Consider the following 15013-nt stretch of genomic DNA (forward strand, 5'->3'; position numbering starts at 1 on the left):
GTGCTCAAGCCAAGTGATCTGTCAATTCAAGCTCCAAACAGGTGAATATTCTAAATTTTGTAGCAGCATATTGTGAGAATGAAGGCCTCCAGTTAAAAGTCTGTAAGGGCTGAAAGCTCTAATTCAGCTGTCTATAGAATACTATCTTGCTGAATATTCAATTTGTTCTTGAAAATATTGGTCTTTGGATAACAGAATCTCTGCAAAGAATAACCGTCTCAAAAGACACCAGATATAGGATGAGCCAATATCTGTTTATCTTTGCCCCCCAACCAGACTAAATACTCATGCTCAATCGCCTGCTGATAGGCCCAGTCTGCAACCCGATGTGAACGCTGCAGATCGGTCAAAAAACCGAGTTGCGAAATCTCCCGACTAATCGCCTGATCATGCAGATGATTACGTTCTCTCCATTGATCTAAGAATTGCTCGGACGCTAGATAATTACTTTTCTGTGAATTACATTTATCATCTGCCAGGACAAAATTATGTCCGGTATCGGCAGGATATAGAGACCAGGGAATAAAATGATCCACGGCATATTTTGAGTTTTTCAGGCTTTTGCCACAGTAAAAACACTGGCATTGCTGTAAGTCGATTAAGAAGTCCGCGACCTGCCCCAATTGATTACGACTTGGAGCAAACATGAATTCATCTAGGTCAGGCAAGCCATCAAGTACAACTAGGTTCTGCTTGTTCAGTCGGACAAAATCAATCCAGCACTTTTGGCACAGCTCTTCAATAATTTCACTGAATTGTCTTAAGCAATACATCACCTTGGGCAACAGCTTAAGTGACTGTTTGCAATCCTGCAGATGATAGAGAAACTCTACGGTTTGACCATTCAGATTCTGTAAATATACTACCGGCATTTGCTTAACCGTTGTCGCAACTGTTCGCTTCAGCCTGTTCCAGTAAAGTACATCCTTTCTCAACGCGGCCAAGGTCTTGAATTGTTGCTGTGCATTCTGAATTTCACTGATGATCTTTGCCTGCTTACCAGTGCTTTGATGAATAGTAAAAGGCTCATACTGGTTAAACTGAAACGGCAGAGACTGTTTCCAGTACAGGTCAATAAACTTTTCCGCAATATCCTGATAGTCCAAATGCAAGGCAGCACCGGTATCTTGACCCTGTTCAATCGCCAGACGCGTGATACTTATCAGCAAAGCAAACTTATATGTCGAAGTAAAAGTCCCTGACTGCAATATCTGCTGAATATGCTTCAAGAATTTCAGCTGCTCGTTGGGTGTAGGTTTATTATTTTCTATAAAGCGATCATCCTGCCACATGTTGAAGCTTCACCTGTCTTTGTAATCCTGCTTCCGTAGCGATTTCCATCATTTTCGCATTTTGAATGGCTTTTTTACGCATAGCTGAAAGGGTTTCTTTAAACTCGTGCTGATTACCTTTCAAATTGAGTGGCAGTATCGTTTGTTCAAAAACCTTTTCCTCAACATTCCAAGGTTCTTCACAAATTATCCAGGACACATATGCATTATCTTCAAGCCATGCATCCAGCCATTGTTCACCTGCATGCGTGAAAGTCATGCGATTACCTGACCCTACTCTTCTAAGCGGATACCCACTCATCTCAGCCAGAAGTATGCCCAATGTTCGTCTTAGCGTTGAACCTTCTGCGTTACCTGCAAAGTGTGTTTTAAGCCGTATTCTCAAGTTTGATTTACTATTTGGTTTAGTCTTTTTATCAGGCGATATGCCAACATACAACAAAGTATATTCTTGATACGTTATACAGTTTTTTGTTGGGATTCCCGGTGGATTTTTTTTGAACCACCAAAAATAAATCCCGTGTTCTGCAGGAATCAAAGAGGGCTCTTTCATTAACTCGGCACGACTGTATAAACGCTGTGGGTAATAATCAAAAGCATGTGATTGCTTTTTCCATATTACGTTGATCCACTCTTCTGTACGGTCTGGACGTTTATCTACAGTAATCCATTGTTGTAACAGTAAAGCCTGATCTATTTGTTTAAGTAAGTCGTAAGCTTGCTGCTCATTCAAGTCAGTAAAGCTGCGCCCTTCTTTCTCACGGTCTGTATCGCCATATTTAAAAGACATATAACACACACCATTTGGCTTTAATGCTTTAAATATGCGCGCCAGCACTTCAGTCAGGCGATCTCTTTCACAGTGCAAAAGAGAAGCACAAGCCCAAATCCCATCATACTTAGCTACTTCATTCAGCTCATAAAAACTTTGCTGACGTACCTCGATGCCTGTCAGCTCTCTCGCCTTTTCAACCAGCTCGGCAGAATAATCAATTGCCTCAACTTGATAGCCTTTTTTCTTAAATGCCAAAGTGTCCCGCCCCGAGCCACAGCCCAAATCCAGGATCAATGCCTGTTCCGGCAAATATCTTAGAAATGGTGTGTAAAGACTTTTCATCTCAACCTGATAGGTATTTTCAAAAAATGCTTGAGCATGTTGATTGTAATAATTTGATGTTTGATTCATTGTCTAAAAGCCAATATCTTATGTTAAAGAACATACTGATATTTCACTAGATAAGTCAAATGATCAGTCCTATGAATGAATCAAACTCTTATTTCACTGTATCCGGACAACTGAGATAGAAACCAAACTGGTTCTTGTAAATGGAAAAAATATGGGCTTCAGATTTCGCAAGAGTATTAAAATATTACCTGGATTAAAAATCAATCTGACGCATAAAGGCATCAGCAGTGCAAGCATTGGCAAACCTGGTGCTTCTTTAAATATTGGCAAAAAAGGCACCCGAACCAGCGTTGGTATTCCTGGCACAGGCCTATCCTATTCCAAGCGCCAACCCTATAAAAATAGAGCTGGCAACCCAGAGAATTCTGCTCAGGAACAACAACCGTTCTATACATCAGATACCGAGCAACCCAAATCGAATGTCTGGATTTGGGTAATTTTTGGATTATTTTGTTTTATTGTCGGGGCAATTATTTTTTGAATTTAGCCATTCTTTGTACCCCATAATATCCACTGCTAGGCAAAATTTAATTCATTCATTACTATGGACGGATGTTAAATACAATAAAGGCTGCCGCTGATGTCAGACCATCACCATACTCACGATTATGATGAAAATGTTTAATTGACTCTCCCTTATCTCAAGTTTTACAGGAACATAATCAGCAGGTCGAAATTCTTATTTATCAACTGCCTGACAGTGATTGGACACTGGAAGTGGTGAGCCAAAGTGGTACTTCTACCGTATGGGATGAAACATTCCCGTCAGATCAGGAAGCTCTATCTGTCGCTTTAGATGGAATCAAAGCTGCAGGCGGTATTCAAGCCTTTTCCGAACTCAGTGACCTCGAAGCAAAGAATAATATTTTTCCTGAATCCCTTACTCGCCATTAAAAATGAAACTACCGGCTTGAATTTGGATCAGTATATTTTTGGATTCTTAGAACCTGTCGCGATGATAGGTTCACTTCAACCCAAACCCATCTAGGGTCGAAGGGTCAAAATTTTCATCAAACATAAACTCATCTGCTCGCTCTTTTTTTAATGTCGCCAGGGCATAAAAGAAACATTTTTCACATAACTGCAACTCATATTTTTCACCATCATGCTTGGAACCATAGCCCCAATTTGCTGATAAGGTTCCAAACTCCAATTTCGTTGATTGGTTGCATACATCACATACAACATCTGTAATGACTTCTACCTGTTTCAGTTGTTTAATTTCCATCTTTGGCTCTCGATATCAATCAAGTTAAATGCGTCTACATGTTTACTAAAAACTTATTCCAGTTTGGTTTTAATTACCATTAAAAAATGTCAAGGCCGAATCTGCGACGCAGAAAAACTTAACTGCTTAACATTAATCCCTGTGAGCTCTCGCACCTTAACTACCAGCTCAGCCGAATCATCTATTGCATCAACTTGATACCCTTTTTTTTGAAATCCAAAGTATCACCACTCGATCCACAGCCCAAGTCCAAAATCTTTAATTGTGTAGGTAAATACTTAAAAAGGTTCGTACAAACTCTGCATGTCAACTCGGTATGTATTATCAAAAAAAATTTGAGCATTATTATTGTAATAATCAGCTGTACTCATCCCTAATCTATTCATTCTAATCAGCTATGTGAACATCATAATAGAAATATGATATTTTTTGCCAACTCACAAATATAGCTAACTAATAGTGAGTATCCACTCGAGGAGGAAAATTTGAAACTTTCAATAATAAATAAACTTTAAAAACAAGAAAAAAATGATGCCTCCTGCCATATTCAAAAACTCTAAATATACGTGAATATTACTGTATTATTTTTATTCAATAGCACACATGGATTTGACATCTGAACTACTTTTAAAGTTTCCAGCAACACGGATAAGTACTCTAAAAAATTTCAAAAAAAGCAGAATCATCATTCATCCACGTGCTTATGGTTTCAACCTGTGCTACTTAAATATGTTTAAAAGTCTCGCTGCAGATTTAGATATTTCTAATCGTATAAAAGAGCTCCATGTGTGGAAAACCTCAGAATTTGATGGCTACACCATTCTCAATAATATTCAATTATATATTAGCTATTTAAAGCAGGATATTAAGGAGGTTTCGTTAGTTATTCATCAACAACCAAATTTTTCAGATGAGGAATTAGCATTTCTCATAGAGTTATGCAGTCGTGAATTTATTCAATTCATCAAAACTTCAAAATTTGATATTCGGTCGTTAAATCCACGAAAAACATTGCATTTAATTAACACACATCTTTCACGTCAAACACTATTAACCATTAACAAAGAATCATCTTTAAAGCCACATCATCAAATGAGTCTGGAATTGCTAGCACAACTACTTTCATGTTCACGAAATCAACTGAATCAGCGGATTAAAAATATTAATCAACAGCGCACACATATTATTAATGAATTATCACTCAACAGCAGATGTGTAAAAGAACTCGTTGATCACTCTGATAGTTGCCTAAGTACAGAAAAAATTTGGAGATCATAAATGTCTAATGATCTAAACGAACATTTTGATTTAACAATGGTTTCAATTAAAAGAACAATTGAAAAATTGTTCGGTGATGAGCAATTTGAACGTGCACAACATATCAACTTTGTGATTGAACTATTGTCTTCTCAACAGACTGACAACTCTCTAGATGGTCTCAATCTCGATTGCTTTGACATCGATGTAGAATTTCAGTCAAATCTGCCCAAACCGTCAGTAATTTCTTTTAATAAAAAAGTTAAGATCAGCGATCTACCGATCACTTCATATATCAATTCAATTTCGCAATTATCTGAATCGCAGACGCATGCAAAAAATTGGAATATTCTAGTTTTGAAAGCGGCCATTTATTTAATTGCTCTTCCTGAGCTCAAGCCAGATCTTTTTAAACAAGCACACACAGAACACTTCAATACCGTAAAGCGCTTATTTCAGCGTTTTAGAACTGCAAATAAAAACTTAGATACTGAAAAAAAATATCAAAATACAGAAGAGTATCAACGTCTCTGGAGTACCTATCTTCAAGATCCAACACAGAGCTTAGAACAATTTATTCAACATCTGATCACATTAGATACGGATGAATTGCCTGAGTTTGATCGCAATCTACTCAATGATATTCGCATTACTTTTAACTACGTTTTAAAAAACAAAGCGAAGATTGCACGTGCAAGTATCGATACACAGCTTCAACATCAGTTTCTTGATGAAGAACAATTCATTGAAGAAAGTATCGAAATCAAAAAAGGGGGGAAATCTAAAGCACTAAATATAGAAACCTTAATTGATGAGCCTGTTGATCGACAGATAATTGTTGATCCAATTAACATTACACCACTCGCAGCACATTCAGAAACGAGTCAAAGCTATGTTCTACCGCTTGTTGCAAAACATATTCAACGCAAAGAACATTTACTCACGTCGAGTAGTTTTTTTCCGAATCCATCTAGCGTGAACCATCTACTGAAAAGACTTCATGTGGACTACTCTGAACATCAAAATAAAAGTGCTTTGATCCTAATGCTCGCATTTTTGACCGGTAATAGTGTGAATGAGTGGCTATATATACAAAGCAAGCGAGCTAAAAACTTAAATAACCGCCAAAAAATGATCAATAAAAATGATCAATTCTTCTTAAGCAGTAAATTTAATGTATTTGAGAACCGTGATTTTGAGTATTCAGACAGCTTGCTCAATCAGACGATCTATTTAGACATTCCAATCCCTAATCTATTCATTGAGGATCTCCGCAAAATGGATTCGGTTAGTTTCGATGATATACAACAATATTTACGCAAATTAAGACAAGAATTATTGATTCCAAAACTGTCTGTCGTAAAGGTGAGTTCTCTACTGCATCATACGGTTCTTGCAAAAACAGGGAATAAACAACTCGCAGATTTAATCACAGGGATTGATGCCAATCAGTCATCATCTGTTTCTTATTGTCATCAGAATATCCTACGATTACATGCACAATATATTGATATTCTAAAATCACTTTGTGCAGATGTAGCAAGCACATATGAAAGCTGTGTACGTTCGCTCCCTGATTCAATAACTCATTTTGGTAGTCGTAAAGCTCCAAAACCACAGGTCATTACAGAGATTTTTGCTGTATTGAAATTTAATATTTTTTCACAAGCCGAAGATGATCTAATTTCAATCTTTAATCATTATAATATCTGGCTATGGCATATCCTCCTTCTTTTTACAGCAGCACGCCCCGTTGCTGAATTCCCTGGATTTCTTAAAAACTTTAATTTAAAACGCCAAATTTTGATGGTTTCAGACAAAGAAGTAGGCGGCCGCAATGGATTCGGACGCCTCATTCCGCTTTGTCCATTTCTAGTTGAAGAGATAAAAAAATTCCTTAATTTTTTAGAATATTTTTCAACTCAAATCATGATGAGTCAACCAGCTTTAAGCGATGTCATACAACGAATCAAAACGAGTAAGCTCCCCCTCTTGGGGATCATCCAAAACAATGATTGGATACCGCTAAGCCCATCTTTAGTAAAAAACTTTCATCCCGAATTAGGTCTTGATCATGCTAACTGGCATCGCCACACAGCTCGTGCTTTTTTAACTCATAAAATTACCGAACCTGAGATTTTAGCTCTCTTTGGACATGAGCTCATGCAACAAGAAGCAGCACATCCTTTTTCCAGTTTATCCCTATCTCAATTTTCTAAAATTGCAGATGTTTTAGAGCAAATGAGAAGTCAATTTAAAATCGTTGGGATTGAAATACATGTCATCACTCAATAAAAAAACTTCCAAAAAACGCTACGCTGAAGATAGACGTCAATTCCAACGCAAAGAGCTAGAACAAAACTTACGTGCTGATGCTGAGAATGAACTTCAACAATATTTGGATGAACAAAAATTCTCAACTGAGGACTTAATTCAAGCCTATCCTGCGATTTATGAGTTTATTAAACGTAAAGCACCAAATTTGGCTTGGAAAAAATATGCACATGAATTCTTCCGAACATATATCAAAGACCTCAATAAGAGCAATAACCTAGACTTCCCATTACCGTATCTCACCTTTGAGATGAAACGCGATGAACCAATTTTCACTTTGGATTGGATCCAGGCCGGTCATGAAATTGACATCATTATAGAAAAACTTTGGGACTACTGGATTCTTGCTCAAGATAGCTCGACGTTTTCTGATGATGAAATTATTGGGAATATTTTGCTATGCTCAATCCTGTATGGTGGGCTCAGTCAAACAGCATCATTAAATGCATTACTTGAACATTTAAAAAACCCGGCAAAGATTCAAAGAATTTGCAATTTAAACATCATCTTTTTAGAACCTGTATCACAGAGTTATGGTGATTTATTTATTGATGAAAAAACGATACGAAAATCACGTAATTTTGTTCCAGATCAACTCACACGACTGTGGCTCATTCATTTCAACAGCAGACAAATTCGTGACATCAGTCTAAATGTGAATACATATCTGCTCCAAATTTTTCAAAAAATTAATCACCCATATACCAGCAAGACTTTTAAATTTTTACGTGACTATTCAAACTTTAATTGGCTACAACTACAGAATGCAGATATTGATCCTGCCCTCTCACAGTGTTTGTTAGAAAACACTCTCACGTGTGGTTTATCAGAACATGAGTTTGAAAACTTTGCTCTCCCAAAATTTAAAACTCAATTAACTGATGAAGTCGAACAAAATGTCTCTTCTACAGCCAAAGCTCTACCAGATTTCAATACGCCTGAAGCAGTAGAAAATGTGATATTTATTCATAAAAACTTGCTGAAAATTATTCGTACATCATCAACGGATCAACCTATTGCTGAACTCATTATTGATTTTTTCCTGCGTCACCAAAAGCAATTTAATGAGTTTTCTAAACGCATTGTGTTATGGCTCATCAGCCTCTACCGACCGAGTTTAAAGCAAATAAATGAACTCTCAGCCACCTTTAATTTTGATGCTGCTAAATACACTAGGTCATTTCCAGAAAATCAAAAACTAGCGGATAGTTCAATCTATACCTACTATACACGAATCGCAGAGCCCTTTTTAACTCATGCCTTACAGTACAGTGATGTCGACGAAGAGGTTAATGACCTGCTCTCAAAAATCTATCAACAAATCATTAGCAATACACGCCTTGCTAATGAGGTAGATCAACCTGAGGTTAAAAAATCCAAAGACCAAACCATCCATATACTGAAACGTTTTCACACCTTCCAACAAATTGTTTTTCAAGCAGACGATTTTGGGCTTGAATTTATTACATCACAAAGTAGACCGCGTGCACGTATCATTGGGCACACAGCCTTCCAAATTATATTAAAGAAGTTAGATCAGCTATTACATGACCAATTCATCTCAAACCATCACTATAAATTATTAAAAATCATTTATATTTTGGCCTATCGTACTGGTATGCGTATTAACGAAATACTTGGATTACGTGTAAAAGATATCGAGGGTTTAGATCTATTCTCTATCTGGGTTCAACCTTACGGTTCAAAAAAACAAGGGAATCAACATCTGCTCAAAACGGATAGTGCAGAACGGATTGTGCCTGCCTACGCTTTACTTAAAGATGAGGAATACCAATTTTTTAGCGATTTTGTTGCTGAAAAACGTTTAGAGAATAAGAAAAGTTTATATTTATTCAGCAACTTGAATGAAAATAAAAAACTGAATAAACACACTGTCACTGTACCTTTAAAGTTGATATTGAATCAGGTCTTTAAAGAACATCATTATTCATTTCACTCTTTTCGTCACACTGCAGCAAATCATTTATCGCTTTTACTCAATTGTGAATATGCACCACTTGTGCAAGAGCTGACTGACTATAGTAAAGATGAATATCAAAAAATTCGAGCTGAACTACTTCAAAATCAAAATGGTCAGAACCATTGGTTTGTAATCGCACATATTTTAGGGCATATAGAACCCGTTGAAACTTTCAAAAGTTATATTCACTTAAGTTATCTCATTGCTGGTCAAAAGCTACTTAAACATCATCCAGATATGCCAAATGAGCTAGCTAAAAAAATCATGGGCCACAATGCAACGTTTAAAAATTTAGCCATTTCAAAGGATGAAAAAGACTTTAATTTTGATAAAAATCAGAGTGCTCTAGCCACAATATTATTGAATGATCAAACCAACTGGCTCGAAAGTAATGCAACTGACATTTTGAATGAACTCTCCTTACAATCACAGCAACCACATGATTTCTTTGCTTACTTTGCTGGGACAGAAGACTCGAAAATTTCACTGAAACGCTTCTATGAAACCCTAAATCAGTTAGAAATTCACAATGATCCTCAATTTGTCTCTCAAAAAATGTGTTTATCTGAAGAGCTCGTCCATCATTGGTATGAAAATGCTTTAAATTTAGCTGCTATCAAATCACAAAAAGGGAATCCACGTTTATTTAGTATTGCCAGTTCAACTCAGTTAAAGCCAGCAATGATTGATACTGCTGAAGAGCTTCACGCTATGACTTACTTTTTTGAACAGCTACAGAAAATAGCTCGTAAAAATCCGACACAAATTGAGTTCGTCCTGAATTTATTTTTAAGTCGAGTTACCGCTTCACACACCGGTATCCATTACCGCTGGAAGGATATCGATCAACTCGAATATTTTCACTCCCAAGTTAAAGCTTTATTTCCTGCCAAATTTTGGCATTTACTTGGACAAGATTTACTTACCAATCTAGATGCTAAAAAACAGCCTCAACTTTTCAAATTAGCAAAAGCATCAACAGATAAACACCCGTCGACACAAGAGGATTTTCCTCGTTTACAACTCTATTCAGTTAAAGATGGTCATGCACTTGCTGCATTTAAATTTTGCTTACATCTAGCCTGTATTGGCCGTCCAAAATCTATTCAGCTTAATAAGTTAGATGACATGATTCCTGATACTGTACATAAACCGCTAGCTGTATTACAGCAACAGGAGCTTCTAGAAGCTGATTAGATCACTAATCCATCCAATATTTACCATGAATGTTTCGAAGCTCTGCCTTAGATGAAACAGTACATGGCCTGTATAAAACGGAGGTGATTGAATATTTAAAATCTGATTGGAATGGTTTGGCTCATGTAGAGTTTGCTACTTTGAATTGGGTTGATTGGTCCAATAAAAGGTTATACAGTGCAATTGGCTATGTATCACTTTTTTAGTTTGAGGTATCTAATGATTGGTTTTCATACTTCATATTCAATTTCTTAAATTGTACTTATTAATCATTACAATACTGAAAAAAAGCAAAAGTCATTAGAATGGCTTTCGCTTAACAATAATGGGACCGAACTAAAAGATCAGCTCAATCGATTCTCTTTATCCATTTATAATTGCGTTAAATCTTGCAATCCATGATTGGGCATCATGAGAGTTTGCCGCAAAAAACTTGAACATAGGCTGCTCTGCATTATTCGTATTCACAACGATAGAATAGTGATTTCGTGAGATCTCTCTTCCGTCAGAACGCTGAATTGTATTTGTCTGTGTTTCTATACTCCAGCTGCGAATGTCGCTCAAATCAAAAATTATAATGCCTGTTATCGTTTGGGCTGTAAAAGCAATTTTCCGCTGCACAGTATCAATCACTACGCCTGTCGCTGAATAATTGTCATTAAAACCATCCGCCTTCAAATAGCTCAATTTGTGCTTATGCAGTCTTTTGGGCAATATATTGCTGATATATACCCTTCGAATCGGATAATAAATTAAAAATGAAATAACTAAATATAAGAAACCCACAAAGTAAAATAAGATATCTGCCTTCATTCCAGCATATGCCTTGAAAGCAAATAGCGTAACCAGAAAAAATATAAAATAGCCAAGTAAACTCTGCATAGAAGACCAGGGCTGCTTCACTGAAACCGTTTTTATTACACAGGACATAACATAAAACTTTTAAAATAGATTATTAAAGAAGATTTTTATTGATTAGCTAAACCATCATAACCACTAAGATTTGGCACTTTTGTCAGCAATTTACAGCCTTGAAATGCCCCCATATAATTCTTTATATATAAAGAAGCCAGAGAGAAACTTTCATTTCTTTCCTGAATATCTCCATATACGCCATAACTACATTTTTTATTGCCAATCCCTCTGTCCGTTATAATTACAGTGAGTTCATTGATATTTGGAACAGCAAAAACTTGTGCTCTTATGTCCTTTTCTTTGGATACTGTTTCAAGTAAAACAGACCAACTATCATCATTATCTCCTGGCGGCTCAGTGATCTCAGCAAGAGATTCTATATCAAAGAAACGTCCATCAAATGGAGACGCTTTAAATGCCTTAATAACTCTATCCCTGAAAAACTGATCATGAGCATATAGTTCACTAAATGAAAAATTACATCCTGAAGGAAGACTCATATTTCCATCATCACTAATAATTAAATTATCTAAACATTTCTTAGAAACCATTTTTTTCAGACTACTTGTCTTGTTTTTACTAGGCTTTACTTCAGGTGCTATGCCTGCATAAGCATTACCACTTACATGAAGTACCAAAGTCATACTAGATAGCAACAGTAAATTTTTAACTCCCTGTTTCCCTTTATTAAATTTCCCCATTTCAGCCCTCTTTTTTTGATATATGAATTTATTTCCTTAAATAAAATTATCTGTGTTAAGGATAAAAATTACATATTATTAACATATTAGCAGAATTTGCACCTAAAACAGGTGCATCCTAACACGCACCTATTATAGGTGCAATGAATAATATTACTTTATCAATTCACTCAGATGAGTATGTTTGGCTGCGTAAGCTTTTCATTCAAAAGAGAAATGAACTCGGACTTTCCCAAAGGGCGCTGGCAGAGCGTTTAGGCATCATTTATTCATTTGTTGGAAAAGTGGAAACAGGTGATCGAAAATTAGATATTTTTGAATTTATTCATTATTGTGAAGCTTTAGAATTAGATGCAAATGAAATTGTCAGCCAGCTCATTTTGTTAAAAAATAAAAGCTAAAATTATTTCATTTTTTATATGGCCCCCTATAACTTGCCGTTAATCCTATAATTCTTAACATCCCCTGCACTCTCCCAACCTAGTCATATATTCTTTTCAAACAAACTAAAAAATGGAGATTTGCAATTCAATTACAGATACCGTGCTCAAAACTTTTCACTACCATCAGTAAGAATTATGTAGTAGAACCTAAAAAGCACTTTGTAATACGGATAATCGAACAATGACTAACAGTGAGAGGGTCTTAGCTAAAGCTGTTTTAGCAGCAGCCAAAAAAATGGGGCTAACATATGATCAGCTTGCCATGGTTCTTGGTATAGATTTATCAAGAATCAATATAGATTACTGCAAACTGTCATCACTACAAAAAGAAATTGCTCTAAAACTTATTCGTATAACAAATGCCCTAGATTCTCTTGTAGGTGGAGAGATATCAATGATGCAACACTTCATGAAATCTCCAAATAAAATAACAAAAGGCATTCCATTGGATCAAATCCAGAATATTTCTGAGCTTGAAACTGTTTTACAATTTGTGGAAGGCCTCAAAGCGAAACCATAATATATGCAAGGCTTCATTACTTATAAACTTGAGTTATAATCCGATATAATCATTCAAATTCACGGTATAAGAAGCATCATTTCTTAAGGTACACACTCTAGCGGACATTCCTATTTTGGACTTACAGCTTGAAATTTCCCTATAAGCATCAATATCTTAACTTAAGCCGTTCCAGTAAACAGCGCACTGGAACGGCTTTTTCGTGATTATTCACGTTCCACGCCTGTTCTTTAATCAAAGTTCCACATCTTTGTGTAGTTTCATTTACCCCTAAAGCAGAAAAAAATGTCCAGATAAAACAAGAATAGATGTCCAAGTAATTATTGATTTTGCATCAATAGACAGGCTAGCCTAATTCTAACAAGGATTGAAAATGCTAAATGCATATGAACTCTATTCAAATAATTTAAGGCAAAATCGAAACTTATAAATTTAATAATATTCAAAAAATCACTATAAAAATTTTGCTATATAGCGAATATTTGCCATAATTTATCAAAAATTTGCTATATAGCAAACAAATTTCTAGGATTAAAATTGATATGGCTACAAGAGAAGAAATAGGTAAAGAAATACGTTTAGCAAGAAAAGCTCTAGGCTATACTCAGAAAAATCTTTCAGAAAAAACGAACATCAATAAAACAACAATTTCAGAGATAGAAAATGGCCATTTTACAGGCTCATTTAGCATATTTGAATCTGTACTTAATGCAGTAGGCCTGCAATTTGGAGTGGATAAAAAGAAGTATAAATTTCCGCAGTGGGATGAAATTGAAACAATGTTTGCAGAAGATGATGAATGAAAGTTTAGTGGCTTAGATTATCAGTCAAAGTATAGCAAAAATTAATTTTTAGATAAGAAGGAAGTATGATATCAGATTTATACTTTGATACGGCTCTGTCGCGAAAGACTTTATAGATAGAACTTTACTAAGATGGATGGCTCCCAGCATCCTAGACATGAGATAGCCTCATTCTAAAGCTGCTAAAAAGGATTCAGCAACGGCATTATCCCAGCAGTTTCCGCGACGACACATATTTGGAACCAAATTATTCTTCTAACAGAAATTCTGCCAGTCTCCGCTGCTATATTGTGAACCTTGGTCTGAATATGTGATTGGCTCTGCGTCGCCATACAGCCATTAAAAGTGCATTCAAAACGACATCCTTGGCAAGCGTAAGTTTCATTGACCAACCGATGACTATTCTTGAATATAAATCGAGAACTACAGCTAGATATAACCAACCTGCTATGTGCAAATCTAAGTTATATCAGTCATCCAATAGGTATCAATCAGGTGTGTTTACAATAAACTTTCGATTTAAATGTTTAGGTGGCACAATCTGAGGACGATCGTGAACATATCTTTTATGCCTTTTATATCCTCGAACAGTAGCAATACTATTGTTCTTCCGCACAAGACTAGATATGCAGCTTTCACCCAGTTCTTTTAGATCCAGCGTGACACGCCTATAACCATAAATGTCATAGCTAGCATCATAAGAAGACCGGATCAGTTGCAATAGCTGTTTTTCGTCAATGGCTCTGCCTGATTAGGGTGCATGCAACCAGGCATAGTAAACAGCACGAGGGTCGACACATCGTTTTAATCTTAAATTGATGTCTGTATCCTAGGATAAACTGATACTTCACTCGAGCAGGCTTACAAAGTACCTTGCGGCCTTTTTTAAGATATCCCGTTCCTCTTCAGTTTGTTTTAGCTGACTTTTAAGGCATAGAATTTCTCTCATTGCTTCGAACAGTTCATGTTCATCAGAATTGTTATGCAAAGGCTGTACTGCCTTTAGCCATTTATAAATGCTGCGCTGTGATACGCCTAAACGCTCTGCGTCATAAGTGACAGAATAGCCACACCCAGTCATCAATTTAACAGCTTCATCTTTAAATTCTGAGGTGTATCGTTGTCCACTCATAAGGTCGTCTTCTATGCAAAAATA

General features: G+C 36.1%; 12 protein-coding genes and 4 pseudogenes. 9 read left to right on the top strand and 7 right to left on the bottom strand.

Translation table 11 applies throughout. From position 1 onward, the window contains the following. Positions 1 to 218 precede the first annotated feature (218 nt). The 3 genes and pseudogenes from D7V32_RS10480 to D7V32_RS17790 form a co-directional block, all read right to left on the bottom strand. Positions 219 to 1292, bottom strand: coding sequence for an HNH endonuclease (locus tag D7V32_RS10480; RefSeq protein ID WP_120402828.1), 1074 nt, complete (start codon positions 1290 to 1292; stop codon positions 219 to 221). Then, positions 1279 to 1845 (bottom strand): GIY-YIG nuclease family protein, encoded by a 567-nt coding sequence (locus tag D7V32_RS17785; protein ID WP_322898861.1) that lies wholly within the window; start codon positions 1843 to 1845, stop codon positions 1279 to 1281. The genes D7V32_RS10480 and D7V32_RS17785 overlap by 14 nt, the downstream gene beginning before the upstream one ends. Before the next feature lie 54 nt (positions 1846 to 1899). After that, a pseudogene (locus D7V32_RS17790) lies at positions 1900 to 2478 on the bottom strand (class I SAM-dependent methyltransferase); the annotation flags it as partial. Between the two features lie 151 nt (positions 2479 to 2629). Between D7V32_RS17790 and D7V32_RS10490 the strand changes: the two are divergent. Both D7V32_RS10490 and D7V32_RS10495 read left to right on the top strand, forming a co-directional pair. Further along, complete coding sequence (locus D7V32_RS10490; protein WP_005108364.1) at positions 2630 to 2959, top strand: DUF4236 domain-containing protein; 330 nt, start codon at positions 2630 to 2632, stop codon at positions 2957 to 2959. A 99-nt stretch (positions 2960 to 3058) separates the two neighbouring features. Further along, positions 3059 to 3372 (top strand): annotated as a pseudogene (locus tag D7V32_RS10495) (hypothetical protein). 70 nt (positions 3373 to 3442) lie between these two features. Here D7V32_RS10495 and D7V32_RS10500 read toward each other — a convergent pair. Further along, positions 3443 to 3706, bottom strand: coding sequence for a hypothetical protein (locus D7V32_RS10500; RefSeq protein ID WP_120402830.1), 264 nt, complete (start codon positions 3704 to 3706; stop codon positions 3443 to 3445). A gap of 603 nt (positions 3707 to 4309) precedes the next feature. Between D7V32_RS10500 and D7V32_RS10510 the strand changes: the two genes are divergently transcribed. The 4 genes and pseudogenes from D7V32_RS10510 to D7V32_RS10525 form a co-directional block, all read left to right on the top strand. Continuing rightward, on the top strand, positions 4310 to 4984 hold the full coding sequence (locus D7V32_RS10510) for a hypothetical protein (protein ID WP_087013839.1): 675 nt from the start codon (positions 4310 to 4312) through the stop codon (positions 4982 to 4984). After that, the gene (locus tag D7V32_RS10515; RefSeq protein WP_120402831.1) at positions 4985 to 7258 is read left to right on the top strand and encodes a hypothetical protein; all 2274 of its coding nucleotides are present in this window, start codon (positions 4985 to 4987) and stop codon (positions 7256 to 7258) included. Next, a complete protein-coding gene (locus D7V32_RS10520; protein ID WP_120402832.1) occupies positions 7242 to 10475 on the top strand; it encodes a site-specific integrase in 3234 nt (1077 codons plus the stop codon). The genes D7V32_RS10515 and D7V32_RS10520 overlap by 17 nt, the downstream gene beginning before the upstream one ends. A 41-nt stretch (positions 10476 to 10516) precedes the next feature. Beyond that, positions 10517 to 10681: pseudogene (locus D7V32_RS10525) on the top strand (IS3 family transposase); the annotation flags it as partial. A gap of 157 nt (positions 10682 to 10838) precedes the next feature. Here D7V32_RS10525 and D7V32_RS10530 read toward each other — a convergent pair. Together D7V32_RS10530 and D7V32_RS10535 are read right to left on the bottom strand one after the other, a co-directional pair. Next, positions 10839 to 11357, bottom strand: coding sequence for a hypothetical protein (locus tag D7V32_RS10530; protein ID WP_120402833.1), 519 nt, complete (start codon positions 11355 to 11357; stop codon positions 10839 to 10841). Between the two features lie 86 nt (positions 11358 to 11443). After that, entirely contained in the window at positions 11444 to 12091 is a 648-nt protein-coding gene (locus D7V32_RS10535) for a hypothetical protein (RefSeq protein ID WP_120402834.1), read from the bottom strand. A gap of 143 nt (positions 12092 to 12234) precedes the next feature. Between D7V32_RS10535 and D7V32_RS10540 the strand changes: the two genes are divergently transcribed. From D7V32_RS10540 to D7V32_RS10550, 3 genes are all read left to right on the top strand, one after another. Further along, positions 12235 to 12492: a helix-turn-helix domain-containing protein gene (locus D7V32_RS10540; RefSeq protein ID WP_120368469.1), complete on the top strand. Its 258-nt coding sequence runs from the start codon at positions 12235 to 12237 to the stop codon at positions 12490 to 12492. A gap of 223 nt (positions 12493 to 12715) precedes the next feature. Beyond that, on the top strand, positions 12716 to 13054 hold the full coding sequence (locus tag D7V32_RS10545) for an antitoxin Xre-like helix-turn-helix domain-containing protein (RefSeq protein ID WP_120402835.1): 339 nt from the start codon (positions 12716 to 12718) through the stop codon (positions 13052 to 13054). Positions 13055 to 13596: 542 nt separating this feature from the next. Beyond that, positions 13597 to 13857, top strand: a complete 261-nt coding sequence (locus D7V32_RS10550) for a helix-turn-helix domain-containing protein (protein ID WP_120402836.1) — start codon at positions 13597 to 13599, stop codon at positions 13855 to 13857. Positions 13858 to 14028: 171 nt separating this feature from the next. On the opposite strand, the pseudogene D7V32_RS17895 reads toward D7V32_RS10550, so the two are convergent. Beyond that, a pseudogene (locus D7V32_RS17895) lies at positions 14029 to 14989 on the bottom strand (IS3 family transposase); the annotation flags it as partial. Between the last annotated feature and the right edge of the window lie 24 nt (positions 14990 to 15013).

The sequence above is a fragment of the Acinetobacter tianfuensis genome, from assembly GCF_003611465.1.
Classification (GTDB): Bacteria; Pseudomonadota; Gammaproteobacteria; order Pseudomonadales; family Moraxellaceae; genus Acinetobacter; species Acinetobacter tianfuensis.

What these genes read in the sequence shown, in the direction of transcription:
- D7V32_RS10480 (WP_120402828.1), bottom strand. Translation starts at nt 1,292, where the DNA reads ATGTGGCAGGATGATCGCTTTATAGAAAATAATAAACCTACACCCAAC.
- D7V32_RS17785 (WP_322898861.1), bottom strand. Translation starts at nt 1,845, where the DNA reads ATGAAAGAGCCCTCTTTGATTCCTGCAGAACACGGGATTTATTTTTGG.
- D7V32_RS10490 (WP_005108364.1), top strand. Translation starts at nt 2,630, where the DNA reads ATGGGCTTCAGATTTCGCAAGAGTATTAAAATATTACCTGGATTAAAA.
- D7V32_RS10500 (WP_120402830.1), bottom strand. Translation starts at nt 3,706, where the DNA reads ATGGAAATTAAACAACTGAAACAGGTAGAAGTCATTACAGATGTTGTA.
- D7V32_RS10510 (WP_087013839.1), top strand. Translation starts at nt 4,310, where the DNA reads ATGGATTTGACATCTGAACTACTTTTAAAGTTTCCAGCAACACGGATA.
- D7V32_RS10515 (WP_120402831.1), top strand. Translation starts at nt 4,985, where the DNA reads ATGTCTAATGATCTAAACGAACATTTTGATTTAACAATGGTTTCAATT.
- D7V32_RS10520 (WP_120402832.1), top strand. Translation starts at nt 7,242, where the DNA reads ATGTCATCACTCAATAAAAAAACTTCCAAAAAACGCTACGCTGAAGAT.
- D7V32_RS10530 (WP_120402833.1), bottom strand. Translation starts at nt 11,357, where the DNA reads ATGCAGAGTTTACTTGGCTATTTTATATTTTTTCTGGTTACGCTATTT.
- D7V32_RS10535 (WP_120402834.1), bottom strand. Translation starts at nt 12,091, where the DNA reads ATGGGGAAATTTAATAAAGGGAAACAGGGAGTTAAAAATTTACTGTTG.
- D7V32_RS10540 (WP_120368469.1), top strand. Translation starts at nt 12,235, where the DNA reads ATGAATAATATTACTTTATCAATTCACTCAGATGAGTATGTTTGGCTG.
- D7V32_RS10545 (WP_120402835.1), top strand. Translation starts at nt 12,716, where the DNA reads ATGACTAACAGTGAGAGGGTCTTAGCTAAAGCTGTTTTAGCAGCAGCC.
- D7V32_RS10550 (WP_120402836.1), top strand. Translation starts at nt 13,597, where the DNA reads ATGGCTACAAGAGAAGAAATAGGTAAAGAAATACGTTTAGCAAGAAAA.